Annotated in this window: 15 protein-coding genes; 1 reads left to right on the top strand and 14 read right to left on the bottom strand. The window is 64.5% G+C overall.

Annotated features, from left to right (window positions below; translation table 11 throughout):
* Window positions 1-53: 53 nt before the first annotated feature.
* From AC1DZU_RS09755 to AC1DZU_RS09720, 8 genes are all read right to left on the bottom strand, one after another.
* Entirely contained in the window at window positions 54-854 is an 801-nt protein-coding gene (locus tag AC1DZU_RS09755; RefSeq protein ID WP_095080914.1) for an ABC transporter permease, read from the bottom strand.
* Entirely contained in the window at window positions 851-1,723 is an 873-nt protein-coding gene (locus AC1DZU_RS09750; RefSeq protein WP_477284019.1) for an ABC transporter permease, read from the bottom strand. The genes AC1DZU_RS09755 and AC1DZU_RS09750 overlap by 4 nt, the downstream gene beginning before the upstream one ends.
* Window positions 1,720-2,823, bottom strand: a complete 1,104-nt coding sequence (locus AC1DZU_RS09745; RefSeq protein ID WP_477284017.1) for an ABC transporter ATP-binding protein — start codon at window positions 2,821-2,823, stop codon at window positions 1,720-1,722. Before AC1DZU_RS09745 ends, AC1DZU_RS09750 begins: the two co-directional genes overlap by 4 nt.
* A 76-nt stretch (window positions 2,824-2,899) precedes the next feature.
* Entirely contained in the window at window positions 2,900-3,925 is a 1,026-nt protein-coding gene (locus AC1DZU_RS09740; protein WP_457150976.1) for an ABC transporter substrate-binding protein, read from the bottom strand.
* Between the two features lie 52 nt (window positions 3,926-3,977).
* Complete coding sequence (araD1, locus tag AC1DZU_RS09735) at window positions 3,978-4,976, bottom strand: AraD1 family protein (protein WP_477284014.1); 999 nt, start codon at window positions 4,974-4,976, stop codon at window positions 3,978-3,980.
* 32 nt (window positions 4,977-5,008) lie between these two features.
* On the bottom strand, window positions 5,009-5,785 hold the full coding sequence (locus AC1DZU_RS09730) for an SDR family NAD(P)-dependent oxidoreductase (protein ID WP_477284012.1): 777 nt from the start codon (window positions 5,783-5,785) through the stop codon (window positions 5,009-5,011).
* 15 nt (window positions 5,786-5,800) lie between these two features.
* Window positions 5,801-7,528: an IlvD/Edd family dehydratase gene (locus tag AC1DZU_RS09725; RefSeq protein ID WP_477284010.1), complete on the bottom strand. Its 1,728-nt coding sequence runs from the start codon at window positions 7,526-7,528 to the stop codon at window positions 5,801-5,803.
* Entirely contained in the window at window positions 7,525-8,316 is a 792-nt protein-coding gene (locus tag AC1DZU_RS09720; protein ID WP_477284008.1) for a FadR/GntR family transcriptional regulator, read from the bottom strand. Before AC1DZU_RS09720 ends, AC1DZU_RS09725 begins: the two co-directional genes overlap by 4 nt.
* Window positions 8,317-8,399: 83 nt before the next feature.
* On the opposite strand from AC1DZU_RS09720, the gene AC1DZU_RS09715 reads away from it, so the two are divergent.
* The gene (locus tag AC1DZU_RS09715; RefSeq protein ID WP_477284006.1) at window positions 8,400-9,302 is read left to right on the top strand and encodes an aldose 1-epimerase; all 903 of its coding nucleotides are present in this window, start codon (window positions 8,400-8,402) and stop codon (window positions 9,300-9,302) included.
* Window positions 9,303-9,320: 18 nt separating this feature from the next.
* Here the strand turns inward: AC1DZU_RS09715 and AC1DZU_RS09710 are convergent, their stop codons facing one another.
* From AC1DZU_RS09710 to AC1DZU_RS09685, 6 genes are all read right to left on the bottom strand, one after another.
* Window positions 9,321-10,766: an aldehyde dehydrogenase gene (locus AC1DZU_RS09710; protein WP_477284004.1), complete on the bottom strand. Its 1,446-nt coding sequence runs from the start codon at window positions 10,764-10,766 to the stop codon at window positions 9,321-9,323.
* A 76-nt stretch (window positions 10,767-10,842) separates the two neighbouring features.
* Window positions 10,843-11,628 carry a coniferyl-alcohol dehydrogenase gene (locus tag AC1DZU_RS09705; RefSeq protein ID WP_477284217.1) on the bottom strand — a complete coding sequence of 262 codons (786 nt, stop codon included), beginning with the start codon at window positions 11,626-11,628 and terminating at the stop codon, window positions 10,843-10,845.
* Between the two features lie 2 nt (window positions 11,629-11,630).
* Window positions 11,631-12,689 carry a branched-chain amino acid ABC transporter permease gene (locus AC1DZU_RS09700; protein WP_477284002.1) on the bottom strand — a complete coding sequence of 353 codons (1,059 nt, stop codon included), beginning with the start codon at window positions 12,687-12,689 and terminating at the stop codon, window positions 11,631-11,633.
* Window positions 12,686-13,576 (bottom strand): branched-chain amino acid ABC transporter permease, encoded by an 891-nt coding sequence (locus AC1DZU_RS09695; RefSeq protein WP_477284000.1) that lies wholly within the window; start codon window positions 13,574-13,576, stop codon window positions 12,686-12,688. The genes AC1DZU_RS09700 and AC1DZU_RS09695 overlap by 4 nt, the downstream gene beginning before the upstream one ends.
* Complete coding sequence (locus AC1DZU_RS09690) at window positions 13,573-14,301, bottom strand: ABC transporter ATP-binding protein (protein WP_477283998.1); 729 nt, start codon at window positions 14,299-14,301, stop codon at window positions 13,573-13,575. Before AC1DZU_RS09690 ends, AC1DZU_RS09695 begins: the two co-directional genes overlap by 4 nt.
* Window positions 14,298-15,041 carry an ABC transporter ATP-binding protein gene (locus tag AC1DZU_RS09685; protein ID WP_477284215.1) on the bottom strand — a complete coding sequence of 248 codons (744 nt, stop codon included), beginning with the start codon at window positions 15,039-15,041 and terminating at the stop codon, window positions 14,298-14,300. The genes AC1DZU_RS09690 and AC1DZU_RS09685 overlap by 4 nt, the downstream gene beginning before the upstream one ends.
* Window positions 15,042-15,046: the final 5 nt, after the last annotated feature.

Below are 15,046 nucleotides of genomic sequence, written 5' to 3'. Positions count from 1 at the left end.
AGCCTTTAATCCACGCGATACCGCGACATCCGTCGGCCGTGGTTGCCGCGCACTCAGGTTCGTTCCGTCGCGACTTGCCTGGGGATAAGAAAACGTGCGGCGAGCACGCAGAGCAGGACGGTGAACATCAGGATCAGCGCCACCAGCGCATTGATGTCGGGTGAAAAGCCAAGCCGCATCATCGCCCACAGCCTCACCGGCAGCGTGCTTTGGGTGCCGGTGACCAGGATGGTGATCATGGTCTCGTCGAACGACAGCGCGAAAGCCAGGATGGCGCCGCCGACCATGGCGCTCGAGAGGTTCGGCAGGACGATGCGCCAGAACGTTTGCCAGCCCGTGGCGCCGAGATCGTAGGACGCTTCGACCAGTGTGCGGCTCATCGACTGCAGCCGCATCAGCACTGTGCGATAGACGATTGCCAGCACGAAAACCGTATGCCCGATGACCACCGTCAGCAGCGAGCGTTCAAGGCCGATCTCGCGGAAGAAGATCAGCAACGCCAGACCGCTGATGATCGGCGGCATCAGGAACGGCAGGAAGATGATGAACTGCAGCAGCGTACGCCCGGAACGGCGGCTGTGATAGTAGAGCGCCAGCAGCGTTCCGCTGACCACCGACAGGATGACGGTGCAGACACCGACGATCAGCGTGGTGCGCAGGGCGGCCAGAATGTCGTGGTTTTCGGCCAGAGCGACATAGGTCGCAAGCGTCGGCGAAGACCAGTCGACATTGCCATGCGCAATGGTGAAGAACGACGACACGATCGGCACGGCCAGCGGGCTGTAGAGCAGCACCGCGACCAATGTCGTGATCGCAGCCAGAAAGACAGTGGATAGCCGGGGCAGGGCGGTCATATCGCTGTCCCCCGGTTGCGGCCGAAGCGCTCGCCGATAAGAATTGCCGCGATCACCACGACAGCCAGCGCCACTGACAGCGCCGCACCGAACGGCCAATTGTAGGCCGTGCCGAACTGGCTGTAGAGGATGCGGCCGAAGGTGAAGCCGCTGATCCCGCCAACCATCTGCGGCGTCAGGAAATCGCCGATCGCCAGCACGAACACGAAGCTTGCCGCCGAGGCGACGCCGGGCAGGCTGAGCGGCAAGGTGATGCGCAGGAATGTCTGCCAGCCGCTTGCGCCCAGGTCGTCGGAGGCGCGCAGCAGCACCTGCGGGATCCGCTCCAGCGACAGGAAGATCGGCAGGATGGCGAACGGGATCAGCAGCAGCGTCAGTGTCAGCAGGATGGCGTTGATGTTGAACACGAAAAGCGTCGATGGCTCCTGCAAGATGCCGAGGCTGACCAGCGCCTTGTTGAGAAAGCCGTTAAGGCCGAGGATGCTGCGGATCGCATAGATCTTGATGACGTAGCTCATCAGCAGCGGCACCAGCAGCAGCATCAGCAAGGCATAGCGCCAGCGCCCCTTCAGGGTCGTCAGGAAGTAGGCGGCGGGATAGGCGAGCAGAATGCAGATTGCCGCCACCGAAAGACACAAAACGATGGTGTTCCAGAACACCGGAAGGAAGATCGGATCGGTGAAAAAGCGGACATAGTTGCCCAGTGACAGCGTATGAACGATCGTGCCCTGGTCGACGCTGAAGAAGCTATAGCCGAGGAAGATCGCCAGCGGCACGAGGACGAAGACCACCGGCAAGGCGAAAGCCAGCATCGTCACCAGCAGCGACCATCGCCGTTCCGCCAGCGGTATCGTGCCGGCTCCGCTCATGCCAGCACCAGGTGGCCTTCATGCGGCGCAAACGCCAGGGGGATCGTCGCGCCGGATTTCAGCGTGCTGCCGTCGACCCGGCTCGGCATGCGCAGCCGCAAGCGTTGCGCAGCATGGTCGGCGCCGGCCGTGATGGTGGCTACGGTCGACGAGCCGGCGAAGGCCATGTCGGCGATCGTGCCGGAAAGGCGGTTGTCGGTGTCCTTTGCGTCGGCAAGGTGCAAGGCCTCGGGACGGAAGGCAGCGAAGGCACTGGCGCCATCCGCCGCGGACTTCAAATGCGGCTGGTCACGGATCGAACAGACCAGGCGTCCGAGCGTCGTCTCGATCGATCGCAGTTCGCCCTGGACGGATCCAAGCTTTCCGGCCACCAGATTGTTTTCGCCGAAGAAGCGCGCCACGAACTCGCAATTCGGCTTGTAGTAAAGCTCGTGCGGCGTGCCGAGCTGGCGGATATGGCCGGCCTGCATGACGCAGATCCGATCGGCCATGCCGATCGCTTCCTCCTGGTCGTGGGTGACGAACAGGAAGGTGGTTTTGATTTCGCGCTGGATGGATTTCAGGAACTCCTGCATTTGCCGGCGCAGCTCCAGGTCGAGCGCCGCCAGCGGCTCGTCGAGCAGGATCAGGCGTGGCTGGCAGATCAGCGCGCGGGCCAAGGCGACGCGCTGGCGCTGGCCACCGGAGAGCTGGGCTGGAAAGCGGTCGGTGAAACGCCCGAGCTGGACAAGCTCCAGCGCCTCCGCGACGCGGCGCGCAATCTCCTTGCGCGGCACGTGCCGAACCGAGAGCCCGTAGCCGACATTGCCGGAAACGGTCAGATGCGGGAACAGCGCATAGTCCTGGAACACGGTGTTGAATGGCCGCCGGTTGATCGGCATGCGGCTGATGTCCTGGCCGTCGAGCCGGATCTCGCCCGACGTCAGTGGCTCCAGCCCGCCGATCAGCCGCAGCACCGTGGTCTTGCCCGAGCCCGACGGTCCAAGAACGGTCAGGAACTCACCGTCCTTGATCGACAGGTCGATGTCGTGCAGCACCGGAACGGTGCCGTAGGATTTCGAGACGGACCGCAGCGTCAGCAGGTCGGTGTTCTGGTTCATAAGATATTCTCGCATACGCTTCGGCGGTCCGGAACGTCCGGACCGCCGGGTCCTTCGAAGTCTTCGTGCGGAAAGATCAGGGCGTGGCTTTGATCTCGTTCCACATGTCCGACCGCTTCAGCGGGTCCTCGACATTGTTGAGCCAGACCAGCTTGTCATTGCCGCCGGCGCTACCGGTCTCCGTCACCGTGTTGCCGAAACCGGTGCGCTCGGAAAGCTCGCCGCTGACCTTCTTGCTCAGCATGAAGTCGATCCATTTCTCGGCCGCCGCATTGTCGCGGACGCCCTTGGAGATGACCCAGTTGTCGAGCCAGGCAAGCGCGCCCTCGCTTGGATTGACGTAGGCGACATGGGCGCCGATCTTCTGCAGCGCCTTGACCTGCTGCTGGCCGTAATTGGCCCAGATCAGTGCCACGTCATTGTTCTGATAGATCTGCTGCGCCTCGTCGGCGGTGGTGTAGAAGCTCAGCACGTTGCGCTTGAGTTCGACCAACTTGGCCTTGACCGCCGCCATCTGTTCTTCATTCAGATTGAACGGATCCTTGTAGCCGAGCGTCAGTGCGGTGAACGAGAAATTGTGCTCGCCATTGTCATAGGCCAGGACTTTGCCCTTGTAGGCCGGATCCCACAGCACCGACATCGATGTCGGTGCCGGCTTGACCTTGTCGGTGTCGTAGATCAGGCCGATCGAGTCGAAGCAGAACGGAATGCCGTAGACCTTGCCGTCCTTGGTGACGCCACTCACCGCCGTCAGATCGCGGAAGCGCGGCAGCACCTCTTTCTGGTTGGCCAGTTTCGTCACGTCGATCGGCGACACCAGATCGGCCTTGATGTAGCGCTGCAACTGGGCGGTGTTGACGGCGAAGACGTCGAAGTCCTGCCCTTCGCTGCCCTTGATCTTGGCCCAGATCTCGTCGTCACTGCCGATGAACACGACATCGACGCCGACGCCGGTTGCCGCGGTGAAATCCTTGACCCAGTCCGGGTCGGCGTAGCCGTCCCAGGCCAGAACTCGAAGGTTCGCGGCCAAGGCTGCCGAAGTCATCAGGCCGATGCCGAGCCCGATTGCCGCCATTCTTAGAAACAGTTTTTTCAGTCCCATTTTTAATCTCCCATTGTCGTTCTGATGGACCGCAGTTTCCGGACCTTTGCCGTCACAGCTGGGTGACGGCGACCAGTCCCTCGTCCGGCACCGACTCCATCCGGTTGCGCAGTGGCTTTCCGAATGTCTGTGCCTGGATTTCATACTCGTCGCCGGAAGCCGTCTTGATGCCGGAGGCGTAGCTCATCACCGCCGCGCCGAAGAAGTAGGCATGCAGGTCGCCCGCTCTGCGGTGCATCGGGTAGCGGAAATGGAAATGTTCGAGATTGGCGATCGAGTGCGACATGTGCGCCTCGCCCGACAGGAATTCCTGCTCCCAGATGACTGTGCCGTCGCGCAGGATGCGGGAATGGCCGCGTACTTCATCGGGCAGGTCGCCGATCAAAAGCTCCGGGCCGATCGAGCAGGAGCGAAGTTTTGAATGGGCAAGATAGAGGTAGTTCTCGGCTTCCGTGACATGGTCGGAGTATTCGTTGCCGAGCGCATAGCCGATGCGATAGGGGCGGCCATCCGGCCCATTGAGATAGAGCCCGACGATTTCGGCCTCTTCCGCGCCGGCGCGCGCGAAGGCCGGCATCGGCAGCGCCGCGCCGGGCGGCACGACACAGGTGCCGACTCCCTTGAAGAACCATTCGGGCTGGATTCCGATCTGCCCGGCGGCGGGTTTGCCGCCCTCCAGACCCATGCGGAAGATCTTCAGTGAATCGGATTCCTCGGCGTCCTCGCCATGCGTAAGCACATGCATCTTGTCGCGTGCCGCGGCGCTGCCGGTATGGGTCAGGCCCGTGCCGGTGACCAGGAAGCGCGCCGGTTCTGGATGATCGACCGGGGCCAGTACGCGGCCATCGCGCAACAGCTCGTCATAGTCGACCGTCGCAGTGCCCGTCCGCTTCTCGACAAGTGCGGCGATGGAAACGCCCTCAGAAATTGCCGCTTCAGCAAGTTCCAGCACGGTGCTGGTCTTTTCGAGCGGGTGCAGGTGATTGCCGTCGTCGGAGACACGGCCTACCCGCCTGTTGCCATCGGACATTCTGAACTGAACAAGACGCATGAGGTACCCTTCTTCCCTTGAGGCCGTGCGGGTCACACCCAGCCCGCATCGACGATGAATTGCTGGCTTGTGCACATGCGGCTGTCGTCGGCGGCGAGGAACAGCGCCATGCGCGCTATGTCGGAGGGCTGCAGCCGGTCGGGCAGGCACTGCCTCTCCTCGATCTGCCGCTCTCCGGCCGGATTCAGCCACAGGCGCATCTGGCGCTCGGTCATCACCCAGCCAGGCACCATGCAGTTGACGCGGATGCGCTCGGGACCAAGCTCGCGGGCCAGCGCCCGCGTCATGCCGTAAACCGCCGCCTTGGCCGTTACATAAGCGGGGCAATCGGGATCGCCGACCATCCAGGTGATCGAACCGAAATTGATGATCGAGCCGCCGCCCAACGAGCCCATCTGCGGGCGCACCGCTTGCGCCGCAAAGAACTGGTGGCGCAGATTGACCGCCATGCGGTCGTCCCAATAGGCGACCGTCACGTCACTGGTTTGATGGCGATCATCGTTGCCGGCATTGTTGCACAGGACCTGGATCGGGCCGTTGTGCTGCATCGCTTGCACCGTTGCCGCCTGCAGTTGCTCGACGTTGCGCAGGTCGCAGGCAATGAACAGCGGCGCACGATGTCCATCCGCTGCGATCGCGTCGACCAGGCGCCGGGACGGCTCCTCGGCCCGATCGACAAAGGCAACGCGACTGCCTTGCGCGCAGAAATGGCGCACCAGGCTTTCGCCGATGCCGCTGCCACCGCCGGTTATGAAGACGCTGCGGCCTTTGAGGCTGGGGTAGGTGGCGTAGCCGCCGATTTCATCCATCGCGCGCGCGCCTCTCTAGTGGGAATGCCGGGGGATGCCGGCATCGCGCCGACCGACGAGAAAGTCGAAATCGCAGCCCTTGTCGGCCTGCAGAACGCGCTCGACATAGAGGCTCTGGTAGCCGCCTTCGGGCGGCGTCGGCGGCTGCCAGTTGTGCCGGCGGATAGCCAGTTCCTCGTCCGACACCAAAAGCTCCAGGCGCCGGCCGGCCACATCCAGCTCGATGAGATCGCCATCGCGCACCAGTGCCAGCGCCCCGCCGGCCGCTGCTTCCGGCGCCACATGCAGCACCACGGTGCCGTAGGCGGTGCCGCTCATGCGCGCGTCCGAGATGCGCACCATGTCTGAGATGCCTTGCTTCAGCAGCTTGGCCGGCAGCGGCATGTTGCCGACCTCGGCCATGCCGGGGTAGCCGCGCGGTCCGCAATTCTTCAGCACCATCACTGAAGAGGCGTCGATATCCAGCCCTGGATCGTCGATGCGGGCGTAGTAGTGCTCGATGTTTTCGAAGACGATCGCCTTACCGCGATGCTGCATCAGCTCGGGCGTTGCCGCCGATGGTTTGATGACCGCCCCGTTGGGCGCCAGATTGCCGCGTAGGATCGAGATGCCGCCCTCTGTGGTCAGCGGGTCGCTCAGCGGGCGGATGACCTCGCTGTTGTAGTTGGGCGCGCCGTCGATCAACTCGCCAATGGTCTTGTTGCTGACGGTCATGGCGTCGCGATGAAGAAGCCCCACTTCATCAAGCGACGCCATGACCGCAGCCAGCCCCCCGGCATAGTAGAAATCTTCCATCAGGAAGCGCCCCGATGGCATCAGATCGACAATGGTCGGAACGTCGCGGCCAAGGCGGTCCCAGTCATCGAGGCTGAGATCGACACCGATCCGGTTGGCGATAGCGATAAGGTGCAGCACTGCATTGGTCGAGCCGCCGATCGCGCCATTGACGCGAATGGCGTTCTCGAACGCTTGCCTGGTGAGGATCTGCGCAATAGTCACATCCTTGCGGACCAGCTCGACGATCTGGCGTCCGGCCATCTGGGAGAGCACGCCACGGCGTGAATCCACCGCCGGGATCGCGGCATTGTCCGGCATGCCGATGCCGAGCGCCTCCACCATGCTGGCCATGGTCGAAGCCGTGCCCATCGTCATGCAGCTGCCCGCCGACCGGCTCTGGCCCTGTTCGGCGGCAAGGAAATCGGCGACCGGCATGCGGCCGGCCTTCACCTCTTCGGCGAATTTCCAGACATGCGTGCCCGAGCCGATATCTTGTCCGCGGAACTTGCCGTTGAGCATCGGCCCGCCCGAAACGGCGATGGTCGGCAGATTGCATGACGCAGCACCCATCAGCAGCGCAGGCGTGGTCTTGTCGCAGCCGACCAGCAGGATGACGCCGTCGATAGGATTGCCGCGGATGGATTCCTCGACATCCATGCTGACCAGATTGCGAAACAGCATGGCGGTGGGGCGCATGTTGCTCTCGCCCAATGACATGACCGGGAATTCCAGCGGCAGGCCGCCGGCTTCATAGACGCCGCGTTTGACGTGGTCGGCCAGGGCGCGCAGATGCGCGTTGCATGGCGTCAATTCCGACCAGGTGTTGCAGATGCCGATCACGGGGCGGCCGTCGAAAGCGTCGGCGGGAATGCCCTGGTTCTTCATCCAGCTGCGGTGCATGAAGGCATTCTTGCCTTCGCCGCCGAACCAGGCCTCGGACCGCAGCTTGCGTTTGGTCTCGGTCACGATGCCAGCTCCCGATTGGTGCGGCGCCTGTTGCGGTTCTCGACACTTCGGCGCACGTCTTCCTCGGCATCGTCGATGAGCACCAGCAGCGCCTTTTGCGCGCCGGCGGCATCGCGCGCGGCGATCTTCTCAGCCACTTCCCGGTGCAGCGGCAAAGAGTGGCGCTGTCCTTCCGGATTGTCGTTGGAGAGGCGGAAGCTCATCACCAGCGCGGTTTCGACCAGTGCCGCGAGAGAGCCGATCAGCTCGTTGCCGGTCATGCGCAGAATGGTCTGGTGGAACAGCAGGTCAGGCTTGGCGAAGCGGTCGCCGTCATCGACAACGGCTTCCATTTCGGCGAGCGCGGCGTTGATCTCGGCGATCTGCGCCGGTGTGGCGCGCTGCGCGGCAAGTGCGGCCGACATCGGCTCGATGGCCCGGCGCAGTTCGAACAGCGCCCGCACATCGTCGGCGCTGACGCCGCTGGCGTAACGCCACGACAGGACGTCCGGGTCGAGGAAATTCCAGTCGGAGCGGGGACGCACCCTTGTGCCGGTCTTCGGCCGCGATTCGACAAGCCCCTTGCCGGCCAGCACCTTGATGGCCTCGCGCAGCACGGTGCGGCTGACCCCCAGCATTTCGCTGGAATCGTCCGCATTGGGCAGAGCCTCGCCCGGCAGGAAATCGCCCTGCACGATGCGCAGCCCGATCTGCTCGACAACAGTTGCATGCAGTGCCGTTGAGCCGCTGGAAACCGCGACGGCGACGCGCGAAGTCCGCGCTGTGCTAAAAGATTTCTTATTCTTCATACTATTCATATGATATGTTTTATAGCCATGGCGATTGGAGTCAAGGGATGGGGACATGCCGATGACAAAGAATTCAGCAGCCGTTGCCGAGCAGCACACAGGAGCTGCTTTCGATCAGCGACGGCATTGCGACGGCCGAGATTGCTCCGGCCGCCGGCGGTGCGGTAGCGTCGTATCGCTGGCGGCAAGACGGCTCTGTCGTCGACTGGCTGCGCCCGGCCGATCCGGCGGCAATCAGCCGCCGCGATGCCGGCGCCATGGCCTGCTTCCCGCTGGTTCCCTATTCCAACCGCATAAGGGGTGGTCGCTTCGCCTTCGCCGACCGTACCATTGAGCTGCCGACAAGCCCCGATGACCCGCATCATGAGCACGGCCACGGCTGGCGTCGGCCTTGGACAGTCGAGCGGCACGAACCCAGCGCTGTCGTCTTGCGCTATCGCCACGCCGCCGATTCCTGGCCATGGAGCTACGAGGCCGAGCAAGTCATCTCGCTGGCCGATGGCAGTCTGGGCATCACCATCTCGCTGCGCAATCTCTCGGACACGCCGATGCCGGCCGGCTTCGGCCTGCATCCCTATTTTCCGTCGACGCCGTGGACGCATGTCCAGGCGCCGGTGTCCGGCATGTGGGAGACCGATATGGACATCTTGCCAACCCGCCATGTCCTGCCGCCGGCCGGTGCCAACCCGACCACGGGCTTCGATGTGTCCGAGACGGACTTCGATACCGTCTTCACCGGATGGACGCGCCGGGCCCGCATTTGCTGGCCGGAGCATGGACGGCAACTGGAGATCGAGGCCGAGGTGCCGCTCGATTTCCTCGTTCTCTACACGCCGCCCGGCGAGCCGTTCTTTTGCGCCGAGCCGGTCACCAACATCACCGATGCCTTTAACCGCGACGCGGGCATCGACACCGGCCGCATCGTGCTGGCGCCCGGCCAGATGCGATCCGCCAGTGTTCGCTTCACGCCCTCACAGGCGGTCTGACCGTCCGAATGAAGGCAGTCAGAACGGATAATGCTGGCCCGGATCCTCGATCGTCACCCAGCGCAAATCGGTGAACTCGGCGATCGATGCCTTGCCGCCGAAACGGCCATAGCCCGAGCCCTTGACGCCGCCGAACGGCATTTGTGCCTCGTCGCCGACAGTCGGGCCATTGATATGGCAGATGCCGGCTTCGATGCGCGCGGCGACCGCCATGGCGCGCTTGATGTCGCGGCTGAAGACGGCTGACGACAGGCCGTAGTCGGTGTCGTTGGCGACACGCACAGCCTCGTCCTCGCCCTTGACCCGGATCACCGGCTTGACCGGCCCGAAGGATTCTTCGGCATAGACGCGCATGGCCGGCGTGACGTGGTCGAGCAACGTCGCTTCCACCACGGTACCGGTACGCTTGCCGCCGGCCACCAACCTGGCGCCCTTGACGACGGCATCGGTGATCAGTTCCTCCATCTTGTCGGCCGCCTGGCTGCTGATCAGCGAGCCCAGCACGACATGGCCGCGCGGATCGCCCGCCGGCAGTTGCGACGCGCGCGCCGCGAGCTTGGAAACGAATTCATCGGCGACCTTCTCGTCGACGATCAGTCGCTCGGTCGACATGCAGATCTGGCCCTGATGCATGAAGGCGCCGAAGATGGCGGCGTTGACGGCCGCGTCGATGTCGGCATCGTCCAGCACCAGCAACGGCGCCTTGCCGCCGAGTTCGAGCAGCGCCGGCTTCAGGTGCCGTCCGGCGAGTTCGGCGATGATCCTGCCCACCTTGGTCGAGCCGGTAAAGTTGACGCGCTTGACCGAGGTATGCGCGACCAGCGCCTCGACAATGCCGGCGGCGTCCTTTGGGTCGTTGGTGACGACATTGATGACGCCCTTCGGCAGGCCGGCCTCGACCAGCACCTGGCCGATCAGCCGGTGCGTGCCGGGGCACATTTCGGATGCTTTCAGCACCACCGTGTTGCCGCAGGCGATCGGCATGGCGATGGCGCGGGTGCCGAGAATGACCGGCGCATTCCATGGCGCGATACCGAGGCAGACACCCGCCGCTTGGCGGATCGCCATGGCCAGCGTGCCCGGCTTGTCGGATGGGATGATCTCGCCCGATATCTGCGTCGTCATCGCCGCCGCCTCGCGCAGCATGTTCGCCGCCAGCCTGACGTTGAAGCCGGCCCACGGGGCGGTCGCGCCGGTCTCTTCCATCATCAGCTTGGTGAACTCGCCGACCTTCGAGGCCATGACGTCGGCCGCCTTGCCCAGCAAGGCGCGGCGCTCACCGGGCCCGGTCTTCGACCAGGCCGGAAAGGCGGCCGCTGCGGCCTCGACCGCGGCATTGGCGTCGGCGACGCTGGCTGCCGCGGCGCGTGTCGCCAGCCTGCCGGTAAACGGGTCCATGCGCTCGAAGGACGCCGCACCCAAGGCAGCCCGTTCGTCGCCGTCGATCAGAAGTCCGATGTCCATCACTGTCTCCATCCCTCTATTCTTGTTTGACCATGGTCGTTTCCGAAAACCGGTTCCCACTTTTCGGGATCATGGTCTAGAATCCGAACATTTCGGCGTTGATCGATGCCTCGAGGCCACCATCGACCGGCACGTTGGCGCCGTTGATCCAGCGCGCGCCGTCCGAGCACAGGAACAGCACCACTGGCGCGATGTCGCCCGCTGTGCCGGCGCGTCCGACCCTGGCAATGTCGCTGTCGACGCGGGCGTCTCCGAGCACCGTGCGGAATTGTTTGAGGATTGGTGTCTCGACAGGGCCGGGGCTCACCGCATTGACGCGGATGCCGCGGCGTTTGAACAGATCCTGATGTGCGGCGCGGAACGTCCACAAGAGCAGCAGTTCCTTGGAGACAGGATAGCCTTCCTCGTTCCTGACCGCGTGGTCGCAGACCACCTCGGCGACATCGGGAAAACCTTCGATCCCGACAATCGAGGCGGCGCGATTGAGATTGGCGCGCCAGCCATAACCGGCGATCGAGGCGACGTTGACGATGGCACCGCCTTCGCGAAGTTTTGGCACGAGACCTTCCGAAAGCGCCCGCAGCCCGAAGAAATTGACGGCCAGCGTCGCCGCCGCGCCGGTGCTGCCGGAAAGGCCGGCGATATTGCAGAGGGCGTCGATAGGATACGGCAGACGCGCGATGAGATCGTCGACACCGGCCTTCGACGAGATGTCGGCCTTGACGAAACTGCCAACCGCTGCAGCCGGCTCACGCACATCGACGCCGATCACATCGGCGCCGAGCTGGCCAGCGAGTTCCGCGGTGCGCGCGCCGATGCCTGAAGCGACACCGGTGACAAGGACGGTCTTGCCGAAGAGCATGGTCATGCCTTCTCCTGATGCATCGTGGTTTGTTGTGGTGAAGCCGTCACGTCGCCATCAGCTGCCGCGAGCCTGACGCGATAACCGACCGGCAGCAGGCGAAGACCGAAGCGCTCCTCTATCGTCCCCCACAGGCCGCGCGGCAGGAAGAGCGAGAACAGCACCGCCGTGGCGCCAAGCCCGACCAGGTACCAGACGCCGGTGCCGCCGAACCAGGTCTCGATGAGGAAGAACACCAGCGCGCCGAGAATAGCACCCTCGAACGTGCCGATGCCGCCGACCAGCACCATGAAGATCATGTAGGCGGTCCATTGCACGTTGAAGTAAGTCTTCGGCTGGAAGGTGATGGAGGTCGCCAGCCACAGCGCGCCGGCAATGCCGATGCCGAAGGCGGCGAGCACGAACAGCAGCCGCTTGGTGCCGGTGACGCGCACGCCGACCGAGGCGGCGGCGTCCTCATTGTCCCGGATCGCCCGGATCGCGGCACCGGTGCTGCCGCGCAGCAGACCAAATAGGATGGCAAGCAGCGCGGTCATCGAGGCCAGCGCCAGCCAGTAGATCGTCGCTCGCCTTGTGCCGGCATCATAGACATTGAGCGAGATCAGCGAGGTGCCGGTTTCGCCCTGCACCAGCCGGTCGAGATTGACCAGCAGATGCGTCAGTGCCGCGATCACCCACATGCCGATGGCGAACTCGCCGTTTCTCAGCCGCAGCATGAACAGCGAGAGCGGGATAGACACCACGCCAACGACAAGTCCCGAGGCGAACAGCGCCAGGAACGGGTTGAGGCCCGCATCGGCCAGCCGGATGGCGAAATAGGCGCTGAGCCCGAAGAACACCTGCTGGCCGACCGAGACCAGGCCGCCGAAGCCGGCCAGCGCATTCCACATCGCTGCCAGGATCACATAGATGAACAGTGCGGTCATGCGGTCGACCGCACCGGCGGAGAGGAACTGCGGTGCGATCGCCAGCAACGCGATGATGACGGCGACGGCCATCGCGGCGATCCGCGACGTCGCCGTGCCGCGCTCGATGACAGGCATGGTGGCGGGAGCACTCATGACGTCTTCCCGAGGCGCAGCAGGCCGCGCAGGCCGAGGCCGGACGCGGACAGCCGCACGAAAAGCACGACGAGAAAGACAGCGTGGCCGCCGATCAGAAACCCCTGCGGATGCACCTGCGCGCCGAGCGTCTGGGCAAGCGCCAGCACGATACCGCCGATCAGCGTTCCCCACAGCGAACCGGCGCCGCCGATCACCGCCGCCTCGAAGGCGAACAGCAATTGCGGCGCCCCGGCATAGGGATCGAAGGTGGCGCGCATGCCCAGGAATGCGCCGGCAAGGCCGACCGTGACCATCGCGATGGCCGCGGCAATGGCGTTGGCGAGGCGGGCATCGACACCGACCAGGCCGGCCGTATCGGGGTCTTCCGAGGTGGCGCGGATCGAGCGGCCAAGCTTGGTGTGCGTGAGGAACAATTGCAGCCCGCCGAGCAGGACTATTGCGGTGGCAAACATCATCACCGCGAGCTTGCCGACATAAATGCTCCCCGGCCACTCCCAGGAATCATAGGACAGACTGCCGATATAGGGAGCCAGCGACCGCGTGTCGGCGCCGAACTGCTCGAACAGCAGATTGTCGATGACGATGGCCAGGCCGAACGTCGTCAGGATCGGCAGCAGGGCTCCGCCCCGCGCGCTGCGTTCGAGCAGGAAGCGCTGCAACGCCCAGCCGATCGCCGCCATCAACGGCAGGACGATGAGCAGCCCGACAAAGGGCGAGACGTGGAATCGCGAGGCGAGCCACCACAGCGCGTAGGCAGAAAACACGGCAAGGCTGCCATGCGCGAGGTTGATGATGCGCATCACCGAAAACATGAACGACAGGCCGCAGGCGATCAGCGCGTAATAGCCGCCGAGAAGGATGCCCTGGATGATCTGGTTGCTCATGCGGGAACGCTCCCGGTGGTTTTCCGGTGCAGGCCGAAATAGGCCTTAGTCACCTCGTCGCGCGAAATCGCCTTGCTCGCCCCTTCGAGCGCGACACGCCCCTCGAGCATACAAATGACCCTGTCGGATACCGCGAGCGCCCGGTTGAGGTCCTGTTCGACAAGGATGATTGTCGTGCCCGAAGCGATCAACCCTTGCAGCGCGGCATAGACGCGGTCGACGATCAGTGGTGACAGCCCGAGCGAAACCTCATCGAGCAGCAGCAGTTCCGGGTTGCTCATCAATGCCCGGCCGATGGCCGTCGCCTGCTGCTCACCACCCGAGAGGTGGCCCGTCCTGGCATGGCGGCGCGGCTTCAGGTTGGGGAACATCTCGAGCACCTTGTCGACGCTCCAGTCGCCCGGCCGGCCGGCGGTCCTGCCGAGCAGGAGGTTCTCCTCGACCGTCATCTGCACGAACAGTTTTCGCCCCTCTGGCACCAACGCGACACCCATGCCGACGCGCCTGTGCGACGGCACGCTGGTGAGATCGGCGCCGTCGAGCAGCACGCGACCGGCCGCCGGCTGATGGGCGCCGGCGACGGCCCGCAGCAGCGTCGTCTTGCCGGCGCCATTGGCACCCACCAGTGCCAGCGTCTCGCCGCGTTCGATCGTGAAGCTCACGCCGCGCACCGCCTGCAGCAGGCCGTGCCGGACAACCAGGTTCTCGACCGACAGCAGGCTCATTTCGGGCCTCCGCCGAGATAGGCGCGCACGACCTCGGGGTCGGCCATCACCGCTTGCGGCTCGCCATCGGCGATGATCTTGCCGGCATCCATGCAGATCAGGCGCTCGGCCACCTGCAGCAGGATATGCACGATGTGCTCGATCCAGACGATGCCGATCTTACGCCGGCGCAATTCCTTGATCGTGTCGACAAGTTCGCCCGCTTCGCCATCGGTCAGTCCGCCGCCGATCTCGTCGAGCAGCAGCAGCGTCGGTCTTGCGGCGAGCGCCCTTGCCAGTTCCAGCCGCTTGCGGTCGAGCAGCCCGAGCGTTTCGGCGCGCCGGTTGGCGACGCCCAGCATGCCGCACAGTTTCAGCGAGCCGAGCGCCTCCTCATAAGCCTCGTCGCGGCCGAGGCCGGCGCCATGCGAGGCAGCGACGAAGACATTCTCGAAGGTGGTCATGCCGCTGAACGGTTTTGGCACCTGGTGCGTGCGCACCAGGCCGAGCCGGCAGCGCTGCGTCGCCGACAGCGGTGTCACGTCGCCGCCCCTGAAGCTGACCGTGCCTGAGCTTGGTGGAAAAGCCCCGGCCAGCACGCTGAGCAGCGTGGTCTTGCCAGCCCCGTTCGGGCCGACAATGCCGACCGCCTCGTCGGCGGCCATGGTGAAGTCGACGGCATCCAGCACCACGAGTGCGCCGAAGCGCTTATGGATAGCGGCGGCGGCGAGGATCGCCTGTTGTTGCGGATGGGTCACCAGGCGAT

The sequence above is a fragment of the Mesorhizobium sp. P2_A12 genome (assembly GCF_056405075.1).
This window is presented reverse-complemented; position numbering and strand designations above follow the sequence as displayed.